Raw genomic sequence first — 23,507 nt, forward strand, 5'->3', positions numbered from 1 at the left:
CTAAGTGTTTTTTAATTATCATTAAAAGGATATTAATTTACAAAAATAACATTTAATTATATAATTTAGGTGTAGTTGACAAATAAATAGAAAGAACGGTGATTAATATGAAGAAAAGCTTTTTGGCTTTAAGTGTTTTATTGAGTATAGGTATGCTGAGTGCCTGTTCAAATTCAAAAGATAATGCATCAAACGAATCCAGTGCTTCTAGCTCTATCAGTCAACAAAAAGAACCTGAAACAAGTAGTAGTAAAAAAGAAACTCAAACAAATTCAGAATTTAAAGGTAAGATTGCAGAAAAACCAGTTATTGAGGATGAGACAGTTACGGTAACTATTAATAAAGTTGAAGCTATCAAAGATTCGGAAGGAATTAATGCTAGTTTTTCTCCAGACGGAGTCGTTTTAATAGCAGACAAGAAGGTATTCGATGAATCAGTGAAAGTTGAAGATTTAGCTGAAGGTGATGAGCTTGATTTTATTCTAAGTTCAACTCCTGCAATGACTAAATCAATCCCACCTCAAATTTCAGGTGATTCTGTTATAAAAATCAGTTTAGCCAAATAGTCAAAAAAACTTGTTTGAATATTCATTCAAACAGGTTTTTTTGTTATTTTTATTTTTGATTTGAAATCCTATGAAAATAAAAATGACACATACTAGGTTTCAATGATACAATGTAAAAGATATTTTAGAAGAAGAGAGGGTTATTGAGTGACTGAATTTTTAAACGTAGGAAAAATTGTAAACACCCAAGGAATTAAAGGTGAAGTAAGAGTTATCTCTAAAACAGATTTTTCAGAAGAACGCTATAAAAAGGGTAAAGAATTATTCTTATTCCAAGAAGATAAAAAACCTATAACACTAACAATAAAAAGCCACAGAAAACATAAAAATTTTGATATTCTAAGTTTTGAGGGACATCCAAATATCAATGATGTTGAGAAGTACCGAGATGGTATTTTAAAAATATCAAAAGAAGATGTCGGTAAATTAGAAGAAAACGCCTTTTACTATCATGAAATAATTGGATTAGAAGTATTTGATGAAGAAGATAAGAGTCTGGGAACGATTAAAGAAATCCTTTCACCAGGAGCAAATGATGTATGGGTAATTGGACAAAATCAAAAAGGGAAGAAAGATATTTTGATTCCATACATTGAATCAGTTGTAAAATCAGTAGATGTTGAAAGTAAAAAAGTAACTGTAGAAATACCTGAAGGACTGATTGACGATGAGAATTGATGTATTGACTCTATTCCCTAGAATGTTTGAGGGACCTTTAACAGAATCTATTTTAGGAAAAGCAATTGATAAAAACTTATTAGATGTTCATGTAAGTAATTTTAGAGATTTCTCAACTAACAAGCATCAACAAGTTGATGACTATCCTTACGGTGGAGGAGCTGGGATGCTCCTCAAAGTACAGCCAATCCACGATGCTATAAAATCTCTTCAAGCTGATTCAGGAAGGACTAACCAACGAATTATTTTACTTGATCCAGCAGGAAAACCGTTTAATCAAAAGATGGCAGAGGAATTTTCCAAAGAAGAGCATCTTGTTTTTGTCTGTGGACACTACGAAGGCTATGACGAGCGTATTAGGGATTTAGTGACAGATGAAGTCTCATTAGGAGATTACGTTTTGACAGGTGGAGAACTTGGCGCAATGACTATGATTGATGCAACTGTTCGCCTTTTACCTGAAGTTCTTGGAAATGATGAGTCAGCCAAGGGTGATTCACATTCGACAGGACTATTAGAGCATCCACAATATACTCGTCCAGCAAATTATGAAGGCATGGAAGTTCCGCATGTTTTGACAAATGGTAACCACAAGTTAATCGAAGAGTGGCAATTAAAAGAGTCTCTAAGAAGAACTCTTTTAAGAAGACCAGATATGTTAGAAAAAGTAGAGTTAACAGACGAAATGATTCGCCTATTAGATGAAGTAAAAAAAGAAGAAGATATGTAAAGAAAAAGAGCTTTACAGGGTCTTTTTAATGTGTTAAACTATTTCAGTGAGTGAGAATCACTCAACTATTACGACATTCCGCTATGTAGAAATCGTATGAATGTTTTGGAAATAAGGAGAATGTGGAAATGAATCCATTAATCGAAGCAATTACAAACGAACAATTACGTTCTGACATCCCAGCGTTCAGACCTGGAGACACTGTGCGTGTACACGCTAAAGTTGTAGAGGGTACTCGTGAACGTATCCAGTTATTTGAAGGTGTTGTTATCAAACGCCGTGGAGCTGGAGTTAGCGAAACTTATACAGTTCGTAAAATCTCAAATGGTGTTGGTGTTGAACGTACATTCCCAATCCACACACCACGTGTTGCACAAATCGAAGTAGTACGTTACGGTAAAGTACGTCGTGCTAAACTTTATTATTTACGTGCATTACATGGTAAAGCAGCAAGAATTAAAGAAATCCGTCGTTAATAAGTCGTTATTAATGAATAAAGGACTCTACATTTGTAGGGTTCTTTTTTATTTAACTTAATCTCATCTTTAACTTTTCTTCATAAAAACAAAAAAAGAATGACTCATTTTCTTCACATTTAGAGGCTATTATATAAATATACCAACAAAACAACCCTAACAAACTTTTTCATTTTATTTACTCCTCCAAAGTAAATAAAACAACTCCTTTTAAGTCCTTAGCAAAATGCTAAGGACTTTTTTTTATTGAAAAATCTTAAATAGTTGCAAAACTAATATTGGTTGAGTATGGTTAATCTATAGATTTAAACAAGGAGTGATTGAATGAAATCAGTTGAGATGAAAGCTTTTGGAGATATAGATGTTTTAGAAATTGTTGATAGAAAAGTTCCTACAGTTGGTAATCACGATGTAAGAGTAAAATTACATTTCGCGGGAGTTAATGCGGCTGAAACTTATATTAGACAGGGAGGATATGCTTTTTTTAAACCCGAATTACCCTATACACCAGGATTTGATGGAGCAGGTGTAATAGAGGAAGTTGGTCGTGAAGTTACTGATTTGAAGGTGGGAGATAGAGTTTTTATTGCTTCTGCTCTTTCTAAAAATGCAACAGGAACATACGCTGAGGAAATAGTTGTAAGTGCTGATGGAGTTAGAAAATTACCAGATAACAATTCATTTGAAGAGGGAGCTGCATTAGGAATTCCTGCAACTGCAGCTTATCGTGCACTTTTTCAACGAGGATTCTTAAAATCAAATGAGCGTGTTTTAATTCATGGTGCTTCAGGTGGAGTGGGAACTTTAGCTGTTCAAATGGCGAAAGCTCATGGTGCTTATGTGATTGGAACAGCTGGCACTAAAGAAGGTATGAGAAAAGTTAAAGAAAACGGAGCAGATATAGTCTTAAATCATCGCAGTGATAATTATTTAGAAGAGATAAAATCTGTTGATTTAGTTATTGAGATGCTTGCTAATGTTAATCTAGAAAAAGATTTATTGGTTTTAAATCAACGAGGACGTATTATTATTGTGGGCAATCGAGGAGAGTTAACATTTAATCCAAGATTAACAATGGAAAAAGAAGCAGATATTAGAGGAATTGCAGTTTGGAATGCTACAAAAGATGAAAATGAAGAAAGTTTAAATGAAATTCAAATCATGTTGGAAAAAGGAGAACTTCATCCAGAGATTGGTAGTATTTATTCGATGGAAAATGTTAGAGAAGCACAAGATGATTTAGTTAACAAACCATCTAATGGTAAGATGTTACTAAAAGTTTAGATAAAAGAGGGATAAACTAATTAATAGTTTATCCCTCTTTTAATGAATTCAGCATCAATGATAGAATTTTCATTTGAACTACTTAGTAATTTTTTAACGGCTGTTTTACCAACGGTTTTTAATTGAAAGTCAACAGTATCAATCGATAACATTTGGCTAAATAGTTGATTGTCTTCACCAATTAAGTAATAATCTTTTCTGTTTTTTAAACCTAATTCAGTAGCAGCTTGATAGAATCCGGCAGCTACTTCATCTCCATTTGAGTAAATGATAGGTGATTTATTAGATTTAAATAATTGTTTGCCTAATAGATAAGCATCATTGTAAGTTGAAATACCAGAAATAAAACTTTTCTCAACCTTTTTAAAAGGGAAGTATTCTTGAAAAAGATTCATTTTAATTTCAGTACTGAAACTCTGCTCTTTTGGTCGAGTAACTGTAATAAAAAGTGAGTCAAAAGAGATAAGGGTTGTGATGTATTTAAAAATAATATGATAAATTTTTACTCTATCTGGATAAACAGAAATAATATCCTCAACTTTTGTTTTTTCGGTTGTGATGATTGAACCAAATTGATTTAATTCTTTTAAAAATTGGTCATCATGAGTTTTGGAAGAAACAATTATACCGTCAACTGTTTTATCTCTTAGTAAGGTATAGTATTCTTTTTCTAATTTTTTATCAAAATAAGTTGGAAGCAACATAACTTTCTTATGATTTTTTGTCGCTTCTTCTAAAATACTTTCAATTAATTGGTCGTAACAAGAATTTCTGGTGTAAGGAACAACAACACCAATCACACCGCTTTGTCCGTTGCTAAGATTGATTGCATTTTTATTAGGTACATAATCAATTTCAGCCATTACAGAAAGAACTTTCTCTCTTTTATCGTCTGTAACGTATGGATGATTATTAAGAACTCTTGAAACTGTTGTTGTTGAAACACCGGCTAATTGAGCAATCTTTCTGATACTCATCAAAGAATCTCCTTTATTAAGCAAGTACTGCTAAACGATTATCTAAATACTCTCCTAAGAAACTGATAGTTCGATTACCGTACTCCACGAATTTGTAATTAACATCATTATACCAAAAAGAGATTTGATCAGTACCATAAACAGTTTGAGTATTAAATTCTTTTAAATCTTTTAAAGGAATAGTAATATTCAATGGCTTTTTACCTTGGCTTCTGTCACTAAGAATAAGATTTGATTCTGTCACATCAATTGTTACAAAATAAAATGTTAAATCAATTCCACTACTTACCTCTACTAATCCATAAATATCCATCATTTTAAACGTCTCCTTGTCTTTTTGTTATTTGGTATCTGAAGAATAAACTATGAAACGCGTACCATAGCAAGCGTTATGTTCAAATATTTTTTTAAATAACAAAAAAAGTTTTATTTCCTGTTTGAAATAAGGAAATAAAACTTTTAACTTAAGCAAGTTGAAGAGCTAGAGAATAGAATTTTCTTCTCTTTTCATCTGCACTAATATTTAAAACAAAACCAATTAAAATGGAAAGAGTTAAAAGATTGGAACCACCATAACTCATAAATGGAAAAGGAACACCAGTCATTGGGATAATACCAAGTATTCCACCTAAGTTTACAAAAACTTGAATAAGAATTGCTGACCCCACACCAATACAAACAAGTGAGTTAAAGGAAGAGCGAGCTTGAATTCCAATAGCAAATATTCTTAGAATTAAGAATAAAAGCACTGCTAGAATAAGTAAAGAGCGAAGTAATCCTAATTCTTCCATCGTAATAGAGAAAATAAAGTCAGTTTCAGCTACAGGTAAGAAGCCCTTTTTCTGAATACTTTGGCCAAGACCTAGTCCCAACCAACCGCCATTATAAATAGCATAATAAGAATTAACTAACTGAAAGCCATTATTTAATTGGTCTTCAAAAGGATTTTTAACGACAGAGAAACGTTCGTAAACATGATGGTAACGATTGGGAATCAACCAGCCATCTTTAAAAAGAACTAAACGAGACATAATAAAGCTAAAAACTAAAGTAATACTGAATCCCCCAACCATATATAGATAAGGAATTCCACTTGCTAGTAGGAGTATTAAATAAATTAAGGTTAAGATAGCTGCTCCACCAACGTTTGGTTGTGTAAAGACGAGTAAGATTAAAATACCAATAATAATAGAAGGAGCCAATACAGTTTCTTTAAAATGAGAATTAATCCTATTTTGCCGCCTAGAAAAAATAAATGAAGCATATAGAATAATTGTTATCATAATAAATTCTGATGGTTGAATACTGATAGGGCCAATGTTAATCCATCTCTGAGCTCCACCAATGGTATTTCCTAAGCCTAAAACAGATGTGGAAATAAGTAAAAGAGCTGAGCCTACAATAGTAAATTTATGAAAAGTTGCTTTTTGATAGATACCGATTTTGGTTCGATAAATTAGAATAATCATTAGGATAGAGACTACTAAAAATAACAATTGTTTTGAGGCAATTGAAATTGAACTTAAACCTTTTTGATCTAAATTATATGAACTGGCACTAAAAATCATAATAATACCAGTAATATTTAAAATGATATAGGGAATCAATATTTTAAAATCTAAAAATTTGAATTTACTTAACATGTATTAAGAAACACTCCTCTCGGTCAAAATTTAGTGTAACATATTCCCTTATTTGAGTGTAGGTATACTAAGAAAGTTTCTTTCAAAAAAAGGATATTTTAAAAAAAATTAAGAAATGAGGCTCTTTTTTTAAATCCTCATCAAAACTTAATTGAAAAGAGAAGGCGTTTTCTCTATGATTAAGTTATCAATCATAAGGATGTGAAAAAATGGGACATGTTATTAAAGGAAAAGATGTAGCTGAATTCTTTTTAATTGATGCAACATCAAAACTTCCAAAAGAAAATGAAGTAAAACCGACTTTAGCAATTGTTCGTATTGGTAACCACCCGAGTGAGATCGCCTATGAGAAATCTGTTATAAAAAGGCTGAATCCTCTTGGCATTGAATGTGTTTCTTATGTATTTGAGAAAGAAATTGAGGAAGCAGAATTTAATCGTTCTTTTGATGAAATTAATCAAAATCCTCAAATTCACAGTATTTTGTTATTAAAACCTGTACCAAAGCATATTTCTTTAGATCATGTAATTCAAACAATCGATCCATTGAAAGATGTTGATGCCATAGGGTTAGTTAATATGGCAAAAATTTATCAAGAAGGACAAAAAGGGTTTATTCCTTGTACAGCAGAAGCTGTGACCAAAATTCTTGAGTATCAAAAAATTGAATTAAAAGGAACGGCTGTAACGATGGTTGGATTTGGAATGGTTATCGGTCGACCTTTGACATTATTATTGTTAGAATCAGGAAGTACTGTAACAGTTTGTAATGAGTTTACTAAGGATTTAAAAACAGAAACATCTCGAGCGGACGTTTTAATTGTTGCGACTGGTGTTATTCATTTAATTGAAGAAGATTTTGTTAAAGAAGGCGCAACCGTGATAGACGTTGGTATTAATGTTGATAAAAAAGGTCGTCTTGTTGGCGATGTTAATTTTGAAGATGTTAAGGATAAAGCCAGTAGTATTACACCTGTTCCAGGAGGTGTTGGTACAGTGACGACCTATGTATTGGCTAGTCACGTGTTAGAATCATTTAGATTACAAATGAAAAATTAGATTTGAAAAGGTTGATGTTATGAATCAGAAGGTTAACAAAGTAACACCCTGGGCAGTTTTATCTGTCTCACTCATTTTGACAAGTGGAATGGCTATAAATGGAACTTTGCCGTTAATTAAAGAACAGTTATCTTTAAGTCAAACTCAAAGTGAATTGCTTGGAACAATTCCAAGTTTAACAGTTTTTTTAGTAGTTTTATTATCTACCCTTATTGTTAAGAAAATTGGAATGAAAAAAACGGTTTTAATAGGATTATTGTTAGTTGCTATTGGTGGAACGTTACCTATTCTTACGCCAAATAGTTACCCAGCAATTTTATTGTCACGTTTGATATTAGGTGCTGGATTAGGTTGCTATAATTCATCAGCAGTAAATTATATCAATGAATTATTTGTTGGAAAACAGAGAATGAACTTACTGGGTATGAGAAACTCGATGGAGAGTATTGGTCAAATGTTTTTAACATTTATTGCGGGTCTCTTGATTAGTTTTGGTTGGCAATATTCCTATTTAATTTATTTAGGGGCTATTCCAATAGCCATTTTATTTTATTTCTTTGTTCCTGATGTCAAAAAAGAAGAATCAACTACTAAAGAAAAGAAAAGAATTGCTTTATTACCAATTTTATCAGTCATATTTGCTTCAATCATGGTAATGAATAGTATTGCTATTGCAGTCAGATTTCCAGCACTTGCAGTAGCGTTAAAAGGAGCAACTTACAACACGAGTCTTTATCTAGCTTTGATGCCAGTTTTAGGAATTATTTCAGGCTTTTTATTCCAAAAACTAACTTCCTTGATTAAGCATCGTATTTTGTATGTGGCAGTTATTGTAAATCTATTAGCAAATCTTTTAATAGCTGTTTCAGCTAATTCTTTTCTCTTACTTGTTTTAGGACTACTCATATCAAGTATTCCAGTAGCGTGGGTCCTACCTTATCTTTTTAACCATATTGAAAAGATATCGGGTGGAATGAATCCTCGATTCTTAACATCATTGATATTTTTAGGATGTAATTTCGGAGTTTTAATCGCTCCTGTTCTGATGAGATTATTTGAAATGATGGGTGGAACTTCTGATTTGTATTTTCCTTTTTATGTTTTTACGTGTATGTTTTTATTATTACTGATTATTTTAGTTTTTGTGCATAATAAAATAAATAATAAAAATGAGAAAAATTAAATTTTGTGAATGGAGAGAAGTTAAGAGGTGACCCTAGTAACTTCTCTTTTTTTTTTGACGAAAAAAGACTGTGAAACCCTTAACTTTGTTAGATTTCTTAGTTTTATAATTCATTTCTATTAAAGTAAAATGAGAGATTCCTTACTTTCACAAAGATAGATTGAGTCCTTAATTTTTTAATGCTAGAATAAAAATATAAAGAAAACGCTTTCTTTTTGTACGAACAAAATTAAGGAGGAATTCCCATGTATTTATTTGAAGAAATGAAGCTCCATGATTATGAACAAGTTGTCTTTTGTCAAGATAAGGCTTCTGGTCTGAAAGCAATTATTGCTATTCACGACACTACATTAGGACCAGCTTTAGGTGGATGTAGAATGTGGCCTTACGAAACAGAAGAAGAAGCTTTAAGAGACGTTTTAAGACTTTCAAAAGGAATGACTTATAAAAATGCTGCTGCCGGTTTAAATATTGGTGGTGGTAAATCAGTTATTATTGGAAATCCTAAAACTGATAAGAGTGAAGCTTTATTTAGAGCGATGGGAAGATATGTTGAAAGCTTAAATGGCCGCTACATTATCGCAGAAGATGTAGGTACAACAGAACAAGACATGAATAACATGTATTTAGAAACTGATTTTGTTACAGGAAGTACTGCTAGAGCTGGTTCTTCAGGAAATCCAAGTCCAAAAACAGCATTAGGTGTTTATTATTCAATGAAGCGTACAGCTAAAGAAGTTTTTGGTACTGATTCATTAGAAGGAAGAGTTGTTTCGGTTCAAGGTGTAGGAAATGTTGCTTACGAATTATGTCGCTTAATTAGAGAAGAAGGTGGCGAGCTAATCGTTACTGACATCAATGAAGAGGCAGTTCAACGTGTGGTTGATAATTTAGGTGCAACAAGTGTAGGCATCGATGAAATTTACGGTGTAGAAGCTGATATCTTCTCACCATGTGCTTTAGGTGCTATTTTAAATGATGATACAATTCCTCAATTAAAAGTAAAAGCTATTTGTGGTTCATCTAATAACCAATTAGCTGAAGGTAAGAAACATGCTAAAATGCTAGAAGAAAAAGGCATTCTTTATGCCCCAGACTTTATCGCTAACAGTGGTGGTGTTATTGCTGTAGCAGATGAATTAACTGGTTACGATGAAGAAAGAACAATTACGCAAGTGAAAACTGTTTATAATCAAATGGGACAAATTTTTGCGATTGCGAAAGAACAAAATATTACAACTGTAGAAGCAGCAGATCATTTAGCTGAATCAAGAATTAATCAAATGTTAAATGTTAGACGTACATTTTTACAAACTGAAAAGTCTTCTATTTGTAAGAGATAAGTAATGAAAAGAGGTTGAGACTTTTAATTTGTCTCAACCTCTTCTTTAATTGGATTAGTTAAAGAAAGGATGGTTTCAATCACTTTTTCTTTTGGAATATTAGTTGTATTAGGTATATTTTTTACTAAATTTCCAACAATAAAGCTTTTTGAAGCCTTCTTAAACATTGGAATGTCGTTGGCATCATTACCAAACATAATAAAATCATTAGCTGTTTCTAATTGCTTAAAGCCTGTCCATTTTGAAATACCATTTGGAGAAATATCAATTAATTGTTCATTCCCATGAAAGTGAACATTGATACCAACTTTTTTTAATTCATTAATTATATCCGGATTTGTTGTAAATAAAACAGATTTTACGATTGGATTAATGGTTTCAATTGGAATGTTTTTAGCTGTTTTATCAGGATCTAGACCTTGATAAAGTGGATGTTCTTTATCACCATAGAAAGAATAATTCCAACTACTATCTACTAAGTAATTTAGTTTATATTTTCTGATTACATTAAAAATAGTTTGACTTTCTTCTTTTGAAAAAGCAGAAGTTGTCAATACGTTATTTTGTTTGACAAATGCTCCGTTTCCGCCAATCAAGTCATAGTTATGAAAATCAGTTGGTAGAACAGGTAGCATATCTCTGATAGGTCTTGCTGAAGCAAAAACAATTCTTCTGTGGAAGCTTAATTGTTTGATTGCCTCCTCCATTTCAGATGTCATTTTATTCCCGTTAAAAATAGTTGTTCCATCTAAGTCGAAAACAACAGTCATATATACAACTCCTTAAGTCACTTTATTGTTTGACTATACCTGAAAATATATATATTTTCAAGAAAGTAAGAACCTTCAGTAAAGACAAATATTAAGTATAATTAAGACATTCGTGACTAAGGAATTAGAAACAAAAAATAACAGTGAAGTAATTCTATTAAAGCGTTATACTAAGTTTATTAAAATAAATAAAAGAGGGATGCAGATGGGGTCTTTGTCACCATTATCAGTGAAATTGTTAAAAGTGAATTCTTCCTTTACTAAAAGAAATAGTCGGCATTCTTTTAGTATTTTTTATGTGGTTAAAGGCCAATTTTTATGCCAAAAAAAATCAGAGGCCTTTAGTTTAGCAGAAAGAGAGTTCATCATTAACAATCAAGATGAAACAATTACATTCAAACAAAAAAATCAGCAAAATGCGTTATTACATTTAGAATTTTATTTTTCTGAAATTGAAAAAATAATTGGAGAAGATTGGCGTCCGTTTTTCAATGATGATCGCTTAATTTATATCAGCGAAGAAGAAAAACAAATTTTAACTGAAAAAATATTTCGTTTAGTTCTTGATACATCTAAGTTTGGTTCTACTGGACAACGTTTTTCTAGTTTAAATTATTTGTTTTCTTTTTTTGAACAATTAAATAAGCTTGTTTTAATGGAAGAGCAATCAGAAAAAGAAAAGCTCCTTCTAGTTAGTGAGCATCCAAAAGTTGCTGCAGTTATCGAATATGTGGAGCAATCATATAATAGAAGAATTTCATTAAAAGAAATTGCCAAGAAAGAATATCTGTCAGAAGCGTATTTATCCCGCTTATTTAAGGAAGAGACAGGTATTAATTTTTCAGATTATGTAGATACTATCCGATTGAAGCATGGGGTTAAGGAATTACGAAGTTCCAACTTACCAATTTTGACAATTGCTTTAAATAATGGTTTTTCAACGGGTAAACGTTTTTCTAAACTATTTAAAGAAAAATATCAAATGACCCCAAATGAATATCGGAAACAAAATCTATCTATTCAAAAAAATATTAAAAAATTAGATAATTTAAAGGAAGACTATACTATTTTTTCTGAAGATGAAATGATTCAAATTATAGCTCAATTTATGCTAAATGAAAACATTAAGAAAAAAACGAAGGAGTTACCTACTCACTATAGTTTAAAAATTAATGATAGTCAGACAAAGCTTCTTCAAAAACCGGATAAAATCATTAATATTGGAAGTGCTGAGAATGGGATCTCAGAAGATGTTAGATATCAAATTAGGTTATTACAAGAAAAAATTTCCTTTGAATATATTAGATTTTTTGGATTATGTGAAGAAGTTGATCAGCAACATTATGTGATTACTGATAAACACGTAAATAATCATCGTTTGTTTAGTTTTATCAATGAAATGAGATTGAAACCAATCATTGTCCTTGAAATAACCCCTGAAATGACATTTGAGCAGTGGAAAAAAGAATTGAGTTATTTAAAGAAAGTAATTCAAGGATATGTCCATTTTGAAGCTAGTTTTAAATCAGGTTGGTTTTTAGAAATTAAACTTCCGAAACACTATAGTTTGATTTCACATGGCGAGTATTATGAATATGCGTATCAATTTTTATTTAGTCATTTTACAACCGGCCAAATAGGAATTACCTTATCTTATAAAGAAGAGAGAGCATTTAAAGAATTGTTTTCGACAATGGAGGAAAAATCATTATTACCTAATTTTATTTCTTATAATCATTATGATCAGGCTTTTCAAAAGAGTCGTCATGAGTCAGAGCATTTTGAATTAATTGAGCAATTAGATAGTCTTCTTAATTGGCTCAAGAAAAGAAAAATTGATGATTTGCCTACTTGTTTTGTATCAGAATGGAATGTCGTTGCCACAGATCAGCATATATTAAGTGGGACTTTTTTTAGGTCAGGAATAGTAATGAAAAGCTTAGTCCAATTATCGTCCCGTGTTGAAGGATTAGGTTTCTGGCTTAACTTAGAAAGTGAAGGAAATTTAAAAGAAGAAAATCAAGATTCTAGTTTATCAATATTTTTGCACGGGCCATTGAGAAGACCTTTATTTTTTGTGTTGACTCTGTTTGAACGAGTCGGTGACGAAATTATTGAAGAATCTGATAACTTTATTTTGACTAAACGTTTTAATTCTTATTACCTATTATTTTATAATTATTATTATCTAAATCCAGAAGACACAGCATATGAGAATCTATGGAAAACATCCAAAAGAGAAGCCGTTTTTAATTTTGATGGACTTAAAAAGGGCACTTATTTGATTAAACGCTTCTTATTAGATAGCAATCATGGAGGTATTTATAATCAGTGGTTAAAAGCTGGAGGTACGATTGAAATGGATACTGATATTCAAGAATTTCTGTTGCAATCAGTTGTTCCAGATTTTCAAATGAAACAATTAGAAATAGTAAATGGCAAATTAGAAGAACGTGCTTTTTTTGAAATAAATGCTTGTTATTTATTAATTTTGAATAGAATTACGGAAAATGAATAAGATGTCAATAAAAGACCTCTTATTTTTGATATGCGATATAAAACAGAAAAAAAGAAGCAAATATTAACCATAAAAAAATAAAATAACTGCACGACAAGATTTAGATAAAATTCTAAAATAAAAGTGTGGAAACGTTAACGAGGTGCGCAAATGAAAAAAGTATTAGTGTTACATACCGGTGGAACAATTTCAATGACTCAAGAAGAAGATGGAGCAGTCGGATTATCCACTCAACATCCACTGAATCAAACAAGAAATGTTGTCCCAAAAGACATTGATGTGACAGTAGAAGAAATCTTTAACCTACCTTCTCCTCATATCACACCAAAAGAAATGCTCGTTATTAAAAACCGTATTGAAAAAGCCCAAACAGAAGGATTTGATGGAGTAGTCATAACTCATGGGACTGATACGCTTGAAGAAACAGCTTATTTCTTAGATATTTCATTTAAGAAAAAGATATCAGTTGTTCTAACAGGTGCAATGCGTTCAAGTAATGAAATCGGAGCAGATGGTTTATATAACTATGTGCAAGCGATTATTACGGCTTCTGATGATAAATCAAAAAATCAAGGGGTGCTTGTTGTAATGAATGATGAAATTCATGCAGCAAGGTTTGTAACTAAAACACATACAACAAGTGTGGATACCTTTAGAACACCAACCTTTGGCCCGATTGGCATTTTATCAAAACGCCAAGTAATTTATTTGAAGGAAGTTGTTGAACACCATGCTATGCCAATTCAATCAGTAGAGGGAAAAGTGATTTTAGTAAAAGCTTACGCGGGAATGGACGCTATGCTATTTGATGTGTTAAAAGATGCTCAGGTAGATGGTGTTGTTATCGAAGCTTTAGGTGCTGGAAATTTACCACCAAAGGTTATTCCTAGTTTACAAGAATTGATTGATTCAGGTATTCCTGTTTCTTTAGTTTCAAGATGTTCAAACGGGATTGCTCAAGATATTTACGATTACGAAGGAGGCGGAATTCCGCTTCGTAAGATGGGTGTTATGTTTGTTCAAGGTTTGACAGGTTCCAAAGCACGTTTGCGCATGCTAGTAGGTTTAAATGCACGTTTATCACATCATGAGTTTCGTCAATTTATGACAGAATAAAAACCAAATATAGAAGGGAATTATTAACATGATGTATCGGATGGAAAAAGACAGTGTTGGAGAATTAGAAATACCAGTGGATAGTTATTACGGAGTTCACTCTTTGAGAGCAAAAATTAACTTTCCAATTACAACGCAACAATTGGATCCTGATTTTATTGTAAGTTTAGCACAAGTGAAAAAAGCAACAGCTTTAGCTAATCATAAATTAGGTTTATTACCTGAAGAGAAAACAAAAGCAATTGTCCAAGCTTCTGATGAAATTATAGCTGGTCAATTCCATGATTCTTTTATAGTTGATCCAATCCAAGGTGGTGCTGGAACAAGTAGTAACATGAACGTAAATGAAGTTATTACAAACCGAGCAATTGAAATTTTGGGTGGCGTAAAAGGAGACTTTTCAGTTATTCATCCCAATGACGATGTTAATAAAGGCCAATCAACAAATGATGTGTACCCAACTGCGGGAAAATTAACGATGCTTAAAAAAATACCTCTTTTAGAAGATGAGTTAGAACGCTTAATGGATATTTTTGAAGTTAAAGCAGAAGAATTTAAAGATATTTTAAAATTAGGAAGAACGCAATTGAGTGATGCTGTACCAATTACTCTAGGTCAAGAATTCCATGCTTACTATTCAGTGACTAAACGGAACTTACGTCGTCTAAAAGATGTTCGTAAAGAAATGGAAGCTATTAATCTAGGGGGAACAGCAATTGGAACGGGAATTACAGCCCACCCAGATTTATCAGCTACCGTTTTACCTTTCTTAAATATGATTACAGATGAAAACTTAGATATTACAGATGATTTAGTAGATGGCACACAAAACATTGAGCAATATGTTGTGCTATCAGATGTTCTAAAATCTATTGCTATATCATTATCAAAAATTTCAAATGATATTCGTTTATTATCATCAGGACCAAATTCAGGAATTGGAGAAATTAGAATTCCAGCTAGACAAAATGGATCTTCTATTATGCCAGGAAAAATTAATCCGGTTATTCCAGAAGTGATGACACAATGTTCATTTGTTGTAATGGGAAATAATGCTATTATTGGCGCAGCTGCTGAAGCCGGCCAATTAGAATTAAATGCCTTTGAACCAGTTGTATTCTATAAACTAATTGAATCTTTCCAAGTGTTAACTAATGGAATTGGAACTTTTATTGACCACTGTATTGCAGGAATCGAAGCAAATGAAGAAAAATGTTTTGATAATCTTGAAAGAAGTACTTATTTAGCAACTGTTCTTTCTGAAACAGTTGGCTATACAAAAGCGGCTGAAATTGCCAAAATAAGCTTAGAGACAGGACGTACAATTCGAGAAATTGCTGAATCTGAAGGTATTGAAGTAAAAAGTCAAGAAAGTGTTAGAGCATCAATTAGATAAAAATAATCCGATGAATGGAAAAGAGGCTAATAAAGTGAACGTAAGTGAAAAAGCGTTACAAGTTCATGAAGAAAATCATGGAAAACTTGAAGTTAATAGTAAATTATCAGTCAAAACAAGAGAAGAATTAGCACTTGCTTATACACCAGGAGTTGCTGAGCCTTGTAAAAAAATTGCTGAAAATCCAGATGATAGTTATAAATATACTTCACGTGGGAATTTAGTAGGAGTTATTTCTGATGGAACAGCTGTATTGGGGTTAGGTGATATTGGACCACAAGCTGCTATGCCAGTAATGGAAGGTAAATCAGTCTTATTCAAAGAATTTGCTGATATCGATTCTTATCCTTTAGTCATTAATGAAACAGATACAGATAAGTTAATCGAAATCATCTCTTCATTACAATACAGTTTTGGTGGTATTAATTTGGAAGATATTTCAGCACCAAGATGTTTTGAAATAGAGGAAAAATTAAAAGCAACATTAGATATACCTGTTTTTCATGATGATCAACATGGAACAGCAATTGTTGTGGCATCAGGGATTATCAATAGCTTAAAGATTGTTAAAAAATCAATGTCAGACATAAAAGTTGTCCTTAATGGCCCAGGTGCTGCCGGAACAGCTATTATCAAGTTACTTCAAGAGTTAGGCGTTACAAATATCATTGCTTGTGACAGACAGGGAATTTTATATACGGAAAGACCTAATTTAACAGATCCTCATAAGATTGATTTGGCTAAAACAACTAATCCAAAACAAGAAACAGGTAACTTAGAGGATGCTATTAAAGAGGCAGATGTCTTTATTGGTGTTTCTGTTGCAGGAGCTTTAACAAAAGAAATGGTTAAAACAATGGCAAAAGATCCGATTGTCTTTGCAATGGCAAATCCAGTACCCGAAATAATGTATGATGAAGCAATCGAATCAGGTGTTAAAGTGATGGGAACAGGACGATCAGATTTTCCAAATCAAATTAACAATGTTTTAGCCTTTCCAGGAATTTTTAAAGGCGCTTTAAGTGTTAGAGCAAGTCAAATAAATGATGAGATGAAAAAGGCAGCAGCATTTGCTATTGCTAATTTAATTACAGAAGATGAGTTGAACGTGGAATATGTAATACCTGATCCTTTTGACAAGAGAGTCGTAGAAGCAGTTAGTCAAGCAGTGGCGGAAGCTGCTATAAAGACAGGTGTTGCTAGAACAACTGGAGGTCATTAAATGGATTATCGTATCGAAAAGGATTCTTTGGGAGAAGTAAGAGTTCCTTCAAATCATAAATGGGGGGCACAAACTCAAAGAAGTCTTCAGAACTTTAAAATAGGACGTTCTGTTATGCCTCTTTCGGTTATGTACGGTTTAGTAGAAATTAAAAGAGCAGCAGCTGTTGTTAATTACGATTTAGGAAAGCTTTCGAAGGAAAAAAAAGAGGTTATAGTTGAAGTATCAGATGAGATATTATCAGGAAAATGGGATCAAGAATTTCCGTTAAACATTTATCAAACAGGTAGTGGAACGCAAAGTAACATGAATAGTAATGAAGTTATCGCTCATTTATGTGCTGACAAAGGAGTTGACATTCATCCAAACGATGATGTTAACATGTCACAAAGCTCAAACGACACGTTTCCAACAGCAATGCATATTGCTGCTAGAAAAGAACTTAATCCATTAATTGAAGAAATAAAGGAATGGATTATAGTTTTAAAAGAGTTGGAAGAGAAAAATCAAGGGATTATTAAAATAGGACGTACTCATTTACAAGATGCAACACCCTTAACTTTCGGTCAAGAGATAAGCGGTTGGACTAGTATGATGGAAAAAGCCAAAGAATTTATTGAATCAAGTGCTAAATCACTGGATTATTTAACCATTGGAGGAACAGCGGTTGGAACAGGCTTAAATGCACCAGAAGGTTTTGACGTTGCTATGGCAAAAGAAATTGCTACTCATACTGGTTTAGGATTTGAGACAGAGCCTAATAAGTTTTATGGTTTAACAAGCCATTCAGCATTGTCTTTCACACATGGTGCTTTGAGAGCTCTTGCAGGTGATTTAATGAAAATCGCGAACGATATACGTTGGTTAGCAAGTGGACCACGCGCAGGATTAGGTGAAATTGATATACCTGAAAATGAACCGGGAAGCTCAATCATGCCTGGAAAAGTTAATCCAACACAAGCAGAAGCACTAACGATGGTAAGTTGCCAAGTGATGGGAAATGACACAACGATTCAAATTGGAAGTAGTCAAGGAAACTTTGAATTGAACGTTTATAAGCCTGTCATTATCTCTAATTTTTTAGAAAGTGTCATTCTTTTGAGAGATGGGATGAATTCATTTAGAATTCACTGCTTAGAAGGAATAGAAGCTAATGAATCTGCTATGACTTTAGGTGTGGAACGATCTTTAATGTTAGTAACCGCACTTAGCCCCCATATTGGTTACGAAAAATGTGCAGAAGTGGCAAAACTTGCACATAAAGAAAGCCTTTCATTGGAAGAAGCAGTCTTACAGTTGAATTATGCGACAAAAGATGAATTTAAAGAATGGGTCGTACCTGAAAATATGGTCTAGTTGCTTTAGGTTAGTCTTAGGACTGAGAAAAAAATGTAGCTGTAGTTCCTGTTCATTTCTTGTAACTTGATGCATAATGGTTATAAGAAAAAGAAATCAGGTGATTTTATGAAAAAGAAGAAAGGATTAAATATCTTTCTTGTAATACTTGGAATGACGGGAATCATTTTTTCGATGCGATTCTTAATACCAGCTCATGAGATAGCTCAAGTCAAATCAGAATTAGATGAAATACAAATAGAAGCAACAAATAAAATTGAAGAAGTTCATTCTATCTTTATGAAAGATTAAATAGAGAGTAAACCATGACTAGTAAGCATACTAGTTGTGGTTTTTTTATGGGTAAAATAAGTTGCCTACCAAAAAAATGTGTGTTAGTTTTTATCTAAGTAGAAAAAAGAAAGCAGTGGTATTTTATGGAAAAGAGTATGTCTTTTAATTGGATGAAATTAGCTGTCAGTTTTTTACTTTTGTTGTCAGGAATAATGATTTTTTTAAAACCTACCAATCTATTAAATGGTTGGATGAACATTATTTTAATGACATTGTTTATTAATATCTTTATAAATATTATTAGTGCTAAAAAGGAGTCAAACGAAGAAAACTCTGTATGGATTCAAGTTAAAAGTGTGATGAGTCTTCTCTTTTTCTTAACTTTATTCTTGAATAAATTATTTACAGTAATAGTGGTATCTGATATCGGATTTTTATTTGGAATTTGGTTTATATTAGAGATGTTAACTTCCATTATGCAGTTAAAAATAATTAAACCAAGAATTAAACAAAAATGGTTATTAATATCATTTTTCATGTTGATTTTAATGGGAGTGATTTTAGGTGTTGTGTTATTAGTAAGCCCATTTATTTCAACTTTATCAGTAGCAACCTTAATTGGTATTAATTTCTTAATACTTGGAGGAAGAAACTTAATAGAGGGATTAGTTTAAATTTTAGATTAGGAGTTTAGTTTGATGTGGTTAAATAAGAAGTTTCACCTGAGTATTTATTTTGTTTTAAGATTGTTTGTTTTATTGACTTTAATTAGGCAGATTATGCTAGATAATTGGGGAAGTGTCTTCATTTGTATTTTAACGTTAATTCTCTTTTTTATACCAAGTATTATCGAAAAACAAATGGGAATTACATTACCTAAAACGCTAGAAGCGGTTATATTATTATTTATTTTCGCAGCAGAAATCTTAGGGGAAATTCATAATTTTTATGGTACTGTTCCTCAATGGGATACGATGTTACACACAATTAATGGTTTTCTAGCAGCTGCAATTGGTTTTTCTTTAATTGATACTTTAAATGAACATGAGCGTTTCAGTTTTAAATTATCTCCTTTTTTTGTTGTGATGGTTGCCTTTTGTTTTTCGATGACGATTGGTGTTCTTTGGGAATTTTTTGAGTTTGCTGGTGATCGATGGCTAAATTTAGATATGCAAAAAGATCGTATTGTTAGAAAAATTTCAACAGTGGAGCTAGAGCCAGAAGGTAAAAACATACCGGTCATAGTTGATAATATCCAAAAGACAGAGATTTACTCTTTAGATAACGAGGGGAAAACGATAATAACAACAATTGAGGATGGCTATTTAGATATTGGAATTATTGATACGATGAAAGATTTGATAGTCAATTTTGTAGGTGCTGTTGTGTTCTCTATACTAGGGTTACTTTATCTTAAAAATAGACATAAATATGGTTTTGCCGGGCAATTTATTCCTGTTAAAAATGATTTAGAAGAAGTGCCAGAAAATACTCAAGATGATTAAGTGAGGTGATAAAAATGATAGATATAAAAAAATTTCAATTAGTTGGTGTAGAAGAAAATAAGAAACCGATGGAAAACTACATGAAAAATCGTTATCCTTTTGTAGGAGTTAAATCTCCAGATAGAAAAAAACAAAGTAATGAATTAATTACTGAGAGTAAACTTTATTCTTTAGATCAGCTTTTTCAAACAATTAATTATTTATATCAAAAAGAAGAACGAGAATATCAAAATGTAGCAATTGATATGTGTGAGGCTAACGTAAATAGGCTATCTTTTGAGGAACTTCAAAATTATAGTCAATTTATTCAATTAAAATCTTGGTGGGATACAGTAGATGCTTGGCGCAAAATTTATGGCTTGTACATCAAACGAGTTCCTGAAGAGAAGGAAAAAATGTTTTATTATTTTTATCAACATGAAAACATGTGGATGAGGCGTGTATCGATAACCTTACAATTGATGGAAAAAGAAAAAACAAACGTAGAACTTTTAGAAAAAGCTATTATGTATGATAGATATACTGATGAATTTTTCATTCAAAAAGCGATTGGTTGGTCTCTTAGACAATATAGTAAAGTAAATCCTAATTGGGTGGTGGCATTTACATCCGAAAAAGATTTACTACCATTTGCAAAAAAAGAAGCATTAAAACAAATTAATAAATAGATAAACGAAGAAGTTTGAGATATCATCAAACTCTTCGTTATTTTTTTAAAGCTCTTTAATAAAATAATGCTCTGTTCCAGTCATAGGAAAGTTTTTTCTAAAGTAAACTTCATTAAAACCAAATTTAGGATAATAGTCTTTGCCTTGAAAACCAAATGTTGTCAGGAAAATATATCGACAATTTTTTTCTTTTGCTAAAGCTTCAGCTTGTTCTAGTAAAGAGGAACCTAAATGCTGGTCACGAAATTGTTCCTCAATCACTAAGTATTCAATATCCATCCATTGACCAAATATTTCACCATTAATACCACCGATTATCTCTTCATCTTCTTTTGCATAAATAGCAAACTCTTCAAATTCATCTGTTTCAAAATTGGCTTGATTATAAGTAGATAAAAGTTGTCTTAACTGTTTGATGTCCTCTTCTTTAGGTTGGAACGTTTTTTCAAATTTCATATGCTCACCTCTCTTATATTATTGTTCAATCTTAACACTTTTTTTTGAAATCAATAAGTTTTTTAGAATAATCGTTGCAAAGCTTTTATGAATGTTCTATAGTGATTGAGTGTACAAACTTGAGAAAGTAGGAGAAATAATGAAACCATCAATTTATGGGTTAACTCAAGATGAATTAAACGAGTGGTTAGTAGATAACGGTGAAAAAAAATTTAGAACAAGTCAAATTTGGGATTGGTTATACATTAAACGGGTTAGAGAATTTAGTGAAATGAAAAACTTACCAAAAAGTTTACTAGAAAAACTTTCAAGTGAATTTATTATCAATCCTCTAAAAGAAATGGTTGTTCAAGAGTCAAATGATGGCACAGTCAAATATTTATTTGAATTAGAAGACAAACATATGATCGAAACAGTTTTAATGCGTCAGAAGTACGGATTGTCTGTTTGTGTAACAACTCAAATTGGTTGTAACATCGGTTGTTCATTCTGTGCTAGTGGTTTATTAAAAAAACAAAGAAACTTAACAGCAGGGGAAATTGTAGCTCAAATTATGCAAGTTCAACATTACTTCGATGAAAGAAACGAAGAGGAACGCGTAAGTCACATCGTTGTCATGGGAATTGGAGAGCCCTTTGACAATTATGATAATGTCATGAATTTCCTTCATATTATGAATGATCCAAAGGGATTAGCAATTGGGGCAAGACATATGACTGTTTCAACAAGTGGTTTGGTTCCAAAAATTAAAAAATTTGCCACAAATGGTATGCAGGTAAATTTAGCAATATCTCTTCATGCGCCTAACAATGATGTTAGAACATCTATGATGGTAATTAATAAAGCTTATCCTCTAGAAAAATTAATGGATGCTGTTGATTTTTATATTGAGGAAACAAACCGTCGTGTGACTTTTGAGTATATTATGTTATCTCATGTTAATGATCGACCAGAACATGCCCAACAATTAGCGGATTTGTTAAAGGATAAGAAAAAATTAACTTATGTTAACCTTATTCCATATAATCCAGTAAGTGAGCATGATAATTATCAACGTAGTTCTAAAGAAGATATACTTGCTTTTTATGATATTCTTAAAAAGAATAATATCAATTGTGTTGTCAGACAAGAATTTGGAACTGACATTGATGCTGCTTGTGGCCAATTAAGAAGTAAACAGATGAAAAAACAAAAATGATTTTTTTAATGAAGTAAGAGTCGATAGTTCTATTTATTTCTATTATAAAATAACGAAAGAAGCTGAAATGTATCAGCTTCTTTTTTTTGAGGAGATAACTTCATTGACTTATTGTAAGCATTTTGTTAGTATTCTCTCAATACATTAAAAACACATGAAATGTTTCTCATGCTTTTTTAGTGATAACAACAAAAAGGGGTGGTTGATATGAAAAAGATGGCTGGTTTATTATTTATCTCATTTTTATTAAGTCGTCTGTATCTAAAATTTAATAATGATTCTTCACAAGAATTGGAGGACCACCAGTGTTGTTGTTATTAACGACTTTCAGATTAAAAAAAGATGAGGAATTAATAATATGACAAAAAAACCAATAATCGGTATTTCAGCAAATGAAGTTGAAGACTCAGGAGAAAAGCTTCACAATTTACCAATCAATTATTTACCAGCAGGATATGTTAGGGGAGTTCAATTAGCAGGTGGCTTACCCATTCTTTTGCCAATTGGAACAAAAGAAGACGCTATAGAATATGTCACTCAAATTGATAAATTAGTTTTAACAGGTGGACAAAATGTTAATCCAAAATGGTATCAAGAAGAGTTATCATTTGATGCTAGTTTGATGTCAACCAAAAGAGATGAGTTTGAGTTAGCTCTAATAAATGAAACGATGAGACAAAAAAAACCAATTTTTGCCGTGTGTCGTGGACTTCAACTTATTAATGTAGCACTTGGAGGCACACTTCATCAGGATTTAAGTCAAAGAACACCAGAGCCTGTGATTCATATGCAAGACCCCATACCAAGAGAAGAACCTACTCATAAAATTAGAACAGAAGAAGGAAGTTCTTTACGTCAAATTTACGGAGAAAATACTTCTGTCAATTCTTTCCATTTTCAAAGTATTAAAGAGTTAGCTCCGTCTTTAAAAGTCGCTGCAATTAGTGAGGATAATATAATTGAGGGAATTGAAAGTACTTCAACTATTTCTCCAATTTTAGGTGTTCAGTGGCATCCAGACTTTGCCTATGAAGCAATGGAGCAAGAACGTGAAATTTTTAAATTTGTTGTTAATGAGTTATAGAGGAGGA

At 31.9% G+C, this 23,507-nt stretch carries 24 protein-coding genes; 19 read left to right on the forward strand and 5 right to left on the reverse strand.

The window, feature by feature from the left end; translation table 11 throughout:
- Nucleotides 1-107 precede the first annotated feature (107 nt).
- The 5 genes from H9L18_RS07140 to H9L18_RS07160 all read left to right on the forward strand — a co-directional run bounded on the left by H9L18_RS07140 (nt 108) and on the right by H9L18_RS07160 (nt 3,734).
- Entirely contained in the window at nt 108-566 is a 459-nt protein-coding gene (locus H9L18_RS07140) for a hypothetical protein (RefSeq protein WP_126791442.1), read from the forward strand.
- A 147-nt stretch (nt 567-713) separates the two neighbouring features.
- Complete coding sequence (gene rimM / locus H9L18_RS07145; protein ID WP_126791440.1) at nt 714-1,244, forward strand: ribosome maturation factor RimM; 531 nt, start codon at nt 714-716, stop codon at nt 1,242-1,244.
- A complete protein-coding gene (gene trmD, locus H9L18_RS07150; protein ID WP_126791438.1) occupies nt 1,234-1,974 on the forward strand; it encodes a tRNA (guanosine(37)-N1)-methyltransferase TrmD in 741 nt (246 codons plus the stop codon). The genes rimM and trmD overlap by 11 nt, the downstream gene beginning before the upstream one ends.
- 128 nt (nt 1,975-2,102) lie before the next feature.
- A complete protein-coding gene (gene rplS, locus H9L18_RS07155) occupies nt 2,103-2,450 on the forward strand; it encodes a 50S ribosomal protein L19 (protein ID WP_126791436.1) in 348 nt (115 codons plus the stop codon).
- A 324-nt stretch (nt 2,451-2,774) separates the two neighbouring features.
- Nucleotides 2,775-3,734 (forward strand): NADPH:quinone reductase, encoded by a 960-nt coding sequence (locus tag H9L18_RS07160; RefSeq protein ID WP_126791434.1) that lies wholly within the window; start codon nt 2,775-2,777, stop codon nt 3,732-3,734.
- A gap of 20 nt (nt 3,735-3,754) precedes the next feature.
- On the opposite strand, the gene H9L18_RS07165 is transcribed toward H9L18_RS07160, so the two are convergent.
- From H9L18_RS07165 to H9L18_RS07175, 3 genes are all read right to left on the reverse strand, one after another.
- Nucleotides 3,755-4,711, reverse strand: coding sequence for a LacI family DNA-binding transcriptional regulator (locus tag H9L18_RS07165; protein ID WP_126791432.1), 957 nt, complete (start codon nt 4,709-4,711; stop codon nt 3,755-3,757).
- A 16-nt stretch (nt 4,712-4,727) separates the two neighbouring features.
- Nucleotides 4,728-5,027 (reverse strand): hypothetical protein, encoded by a 300-nt coding sequence (locus tag H9L18_RS07170; protein WP_126791430.1) that lies wholly within the window; start codon nt 5,025-5,027, stop codon nt 4,728-4,730.
- Between the two features lie 148 nt (nt 5,028-5,175).
- Nucleotides 5,176-6,354, reverse strand: coding sequence for an FtsW/RodA/SpoVE family cell cycle protein (locus H9L18_RS07175; protein WP_126791428.1), 1,179 nt, complete (start codon nt 6,352-6,354; stop codon nt 5,176-5,178).
- Nucleotides 6,355-6,563: 209 nt separating this feature from the next.
- On the opposite strand from H9L18_RS07175, the gene H9L18_RS07180 reads away from it, so the two are divergent.
- The 3 genes from H9L18_RS07180 to H9L18_RS07190 all read left to right on the forward strand — a co-directional run bounded on the left by H9L18_RS07180 (nt 6,564) and on the right by H9L18_RS07190 (nt 9,938).
- Nucleotides 6,564-7,412, forward strand: coding sequence for a bifunctional 5,10-methylenetetrahydrofolate dehydrogenase/5,10-methenyltetrahydrofolate cyclohydrolase (locus tag H9L18_RS07180; RefSeq protein ID WP_126791426.1), 849 nt, complete (start codon nt 6,564-6,566; stop codon nt 7,410-7,412).
- A 19-nt stretch (nt 7,413-7,431) separates the two neighbouring features.
- Complete coding sequence (locus H9L18_RS07185) at nt 7,432-8,595, forward strand: MFS transporter (RefSeq protein WP_126791424.1); 1,164 nt, start codon at nt 7,432-7,434, stop codon at nt 8,593-8,595.
- 245 nt (nt 8,596-8,840) lie between these two features.
- Nucleotides 8,841-9,938 (forward strand): Glu/Leu/Phe/Val dehydrogenase dimerization domain-containing protein, encoded by a 1,098-nt coding sequence (locus H9L18_RS07190; RefSeq protein WP_126791422.1) that lies wholly within the window; start codon nt 8,841-8,843, stop codon nt 9,936-9,938.
- Nucleotides 9,939-9,961: 23 nt separating this feature from the next.
- Here the strand turns inward: H9L18_RS07190 and H9L18_RS07195 are convergent, their stop codons facing one another.
- Complete coding sequence (locus H9L18_RS07195) at nt 9,962-10,708, reverse strand: HAD-IIB family hydrolase (RefSeq protein ID WP_126791420.1); 747 nt, start codon at nt 10,706-10,708, stop codon at nt 9,962-9,964.
- Nucleotides 10,709-10,913: 205 nt separating this feature from the next.
- On the opposite strand from H9L18_RS07195, the gene H9L18_RS07200 reads away from it, so the two are divergent.
- From H9L18_RS07200 to H9L18_RS07240, 9 genes are all read left to right on the forward strand, one after another.
- Nucleotides 10,914-13,226, forward strand: coding sequence for a helix-turn-helix domain-containing protein (locus H9L18_RS07200; RefSeq protein WP_185847393.1), 2,313 nt, complete (start codon nt 10,914-10,916; stop codon nt 13,224-13,226).
- A gap of 150 nt (nt 13,227-13,376) precedes the next feature.
- Complete coding sequence (locus H9L18_RS07205) at nt 13,377-14,342, forward strand: asparaginase (RefSeq protein ID WP_126791416.1); 966 nt, start codon at nt 13,377-13,379, stop codon at nt 14,340-14,342.
- 28 nt (nt 14,343-14,370) lie between these two features.
- Complete coding sequence (locus H9L18_RS07210) at nt 14,371-15,738, forward strand: aspartate ammonia-lyase (RefSeq protein ID WP_126791414.1); 1,368 nt, start codon at nt 14,371-14,373, stop codon at nt 15,736-15,738.
- A gap of 34 nt (nt 15,739-15,772) precedes the next feature.
- Nucleotides 15,773-16,960 carry an NAD(P)-dependent malic enzyme gene (locus H9L18_RS07215; RefSeq protein ID WP_126791947.1) on the forward strand — a complete coding sequence of 396 codons (1,188 nt, stop codon included), beginning with the start codon at nt 15,773-15,775 and terminating at the stop codon, nt 16,958-16,960.
- Nucleotides 16,961-18,316 carry a class II fumarate hydratase gene (gene fumC / locus H9L18_RS07220; protein WP_126791412.1) on the forward strand — a complete coding sequence of 452 codons (1,356 nt, stop codon included), beginning with the start codon at nt 16,961-16,963 and terminating at the stop codon, nt 18,314-18,316.
- A 108-nt stretch (nt 18,317-18,424) separates the two neighbouring features.
- Nucleotides 18,425-18,607 (forward strand): hypothetical protein, encoded by a 183-nt coding sequence (locus H9L18_RS07225; protein ID WP_126791410.1) that lies wholly within the window; start codon nt 18,425-18,427, stop codon nt 18,605-18,607.
- A 125-nt stretch (nt 18,608-18,732) separates the two neighbouring features.
- Nucleotides 18,733-19,263 (forward strand): hypothetical protein, encoded by a 531-nt coding sequence (locus H9L18_RS07230; RefSeq protein ID WP_126791408.1) that lies wholly within the window; start codon nt 18,733-18,735, stop codon nt 19,261-19,263.
- A gap of 24 nt (nt 19,264-19,287) precedes the next feature.
- Nucleotides 19,288-20,094 carry a DUF2238 domain-containing protein gene (locus H9L18_RS07235; protein ID WP_126791406.1) on the forward strand — a complete coding sequence of 269 codons (807 nt, stop codon included), beginning with the start codon at nt 19,288-19,290 and terminating at the stop codon, nt 20,092-20,094.
- 14 nt (nt 20,095-20,108) lie between these two features.
- A complete protein-coding gene (locus H9L18_RS07240; protein WP_126791404.1) occupies nt 20,109-20,762 on the forward strand; it encodes a DNA alkylation repair protein in 654 nt (217 codons plus the stop codon).
- Nucleotides 20,763-20,807: 45 nt separating this feature from the next.
- Here H9L18_RS07240 and H9L18_RS07245 read toward each other — a convergent pair whose 3' ends face one another.
- Entirely contained in the window at nt 20,808-21,218 is a 411-nt protein-coding gene (locus tag H9L18_RS07245) for a GNAT family N-acetyltransferase (protein WP_126791402.1), read from the reverse strand.
- Nucleotides 21,219-21,354: 136 nt separating this feature from the next.
- Here H9L18_RS07245 and rlmN point away from each other — a divergent pair, with 136 nt between their 5' ends.
- Both rlmN and H9L18_RS07255 read left to right on the forward strand, forming a co-directional pair.
- Nucleotides 21,355-22,416 carry a dual-specificity RNA methyltransferase RlmN gene (rlmN, locus tag H9L18_RS07250; protein ID WP_126791945.1) on the forward strand — a complete coding sequence of 354 codons (1,062 nt, stop codon included), beginning with the start codon at nt 21,355-21,357 and terminating at the stop codon, nt 22,414-22,416.
- Nucleotides 22,417-22,774: 358 nt separating this feature from the next.
- Nucleotides 22,775-23,500 (forward strand): gamma-glutamyl-gamma-aminobutyrate hydrolase family protein, encoded by a 726-nt coding sequence (locus tag H9L18_RS07255; protein WP_126791400.1) that lies wholly within the window; start codon nt 22,775-22,777, stop codon nt 23,498-23,500.
- Nucleotides 23,501-23,507: the final 7 nt, after the last annotated feature.

Origin of the sequence: Vagococcus carniphilus, assembly GCF_014397115.1 — a bacterium.
In the GTDB taxonomy this organism is placed as follows: Bacteria; Bacillota; Bacilli; order Lactobacillales; family Vagococcaceae; genus Vagococcus; species Vagococcus carniphilus.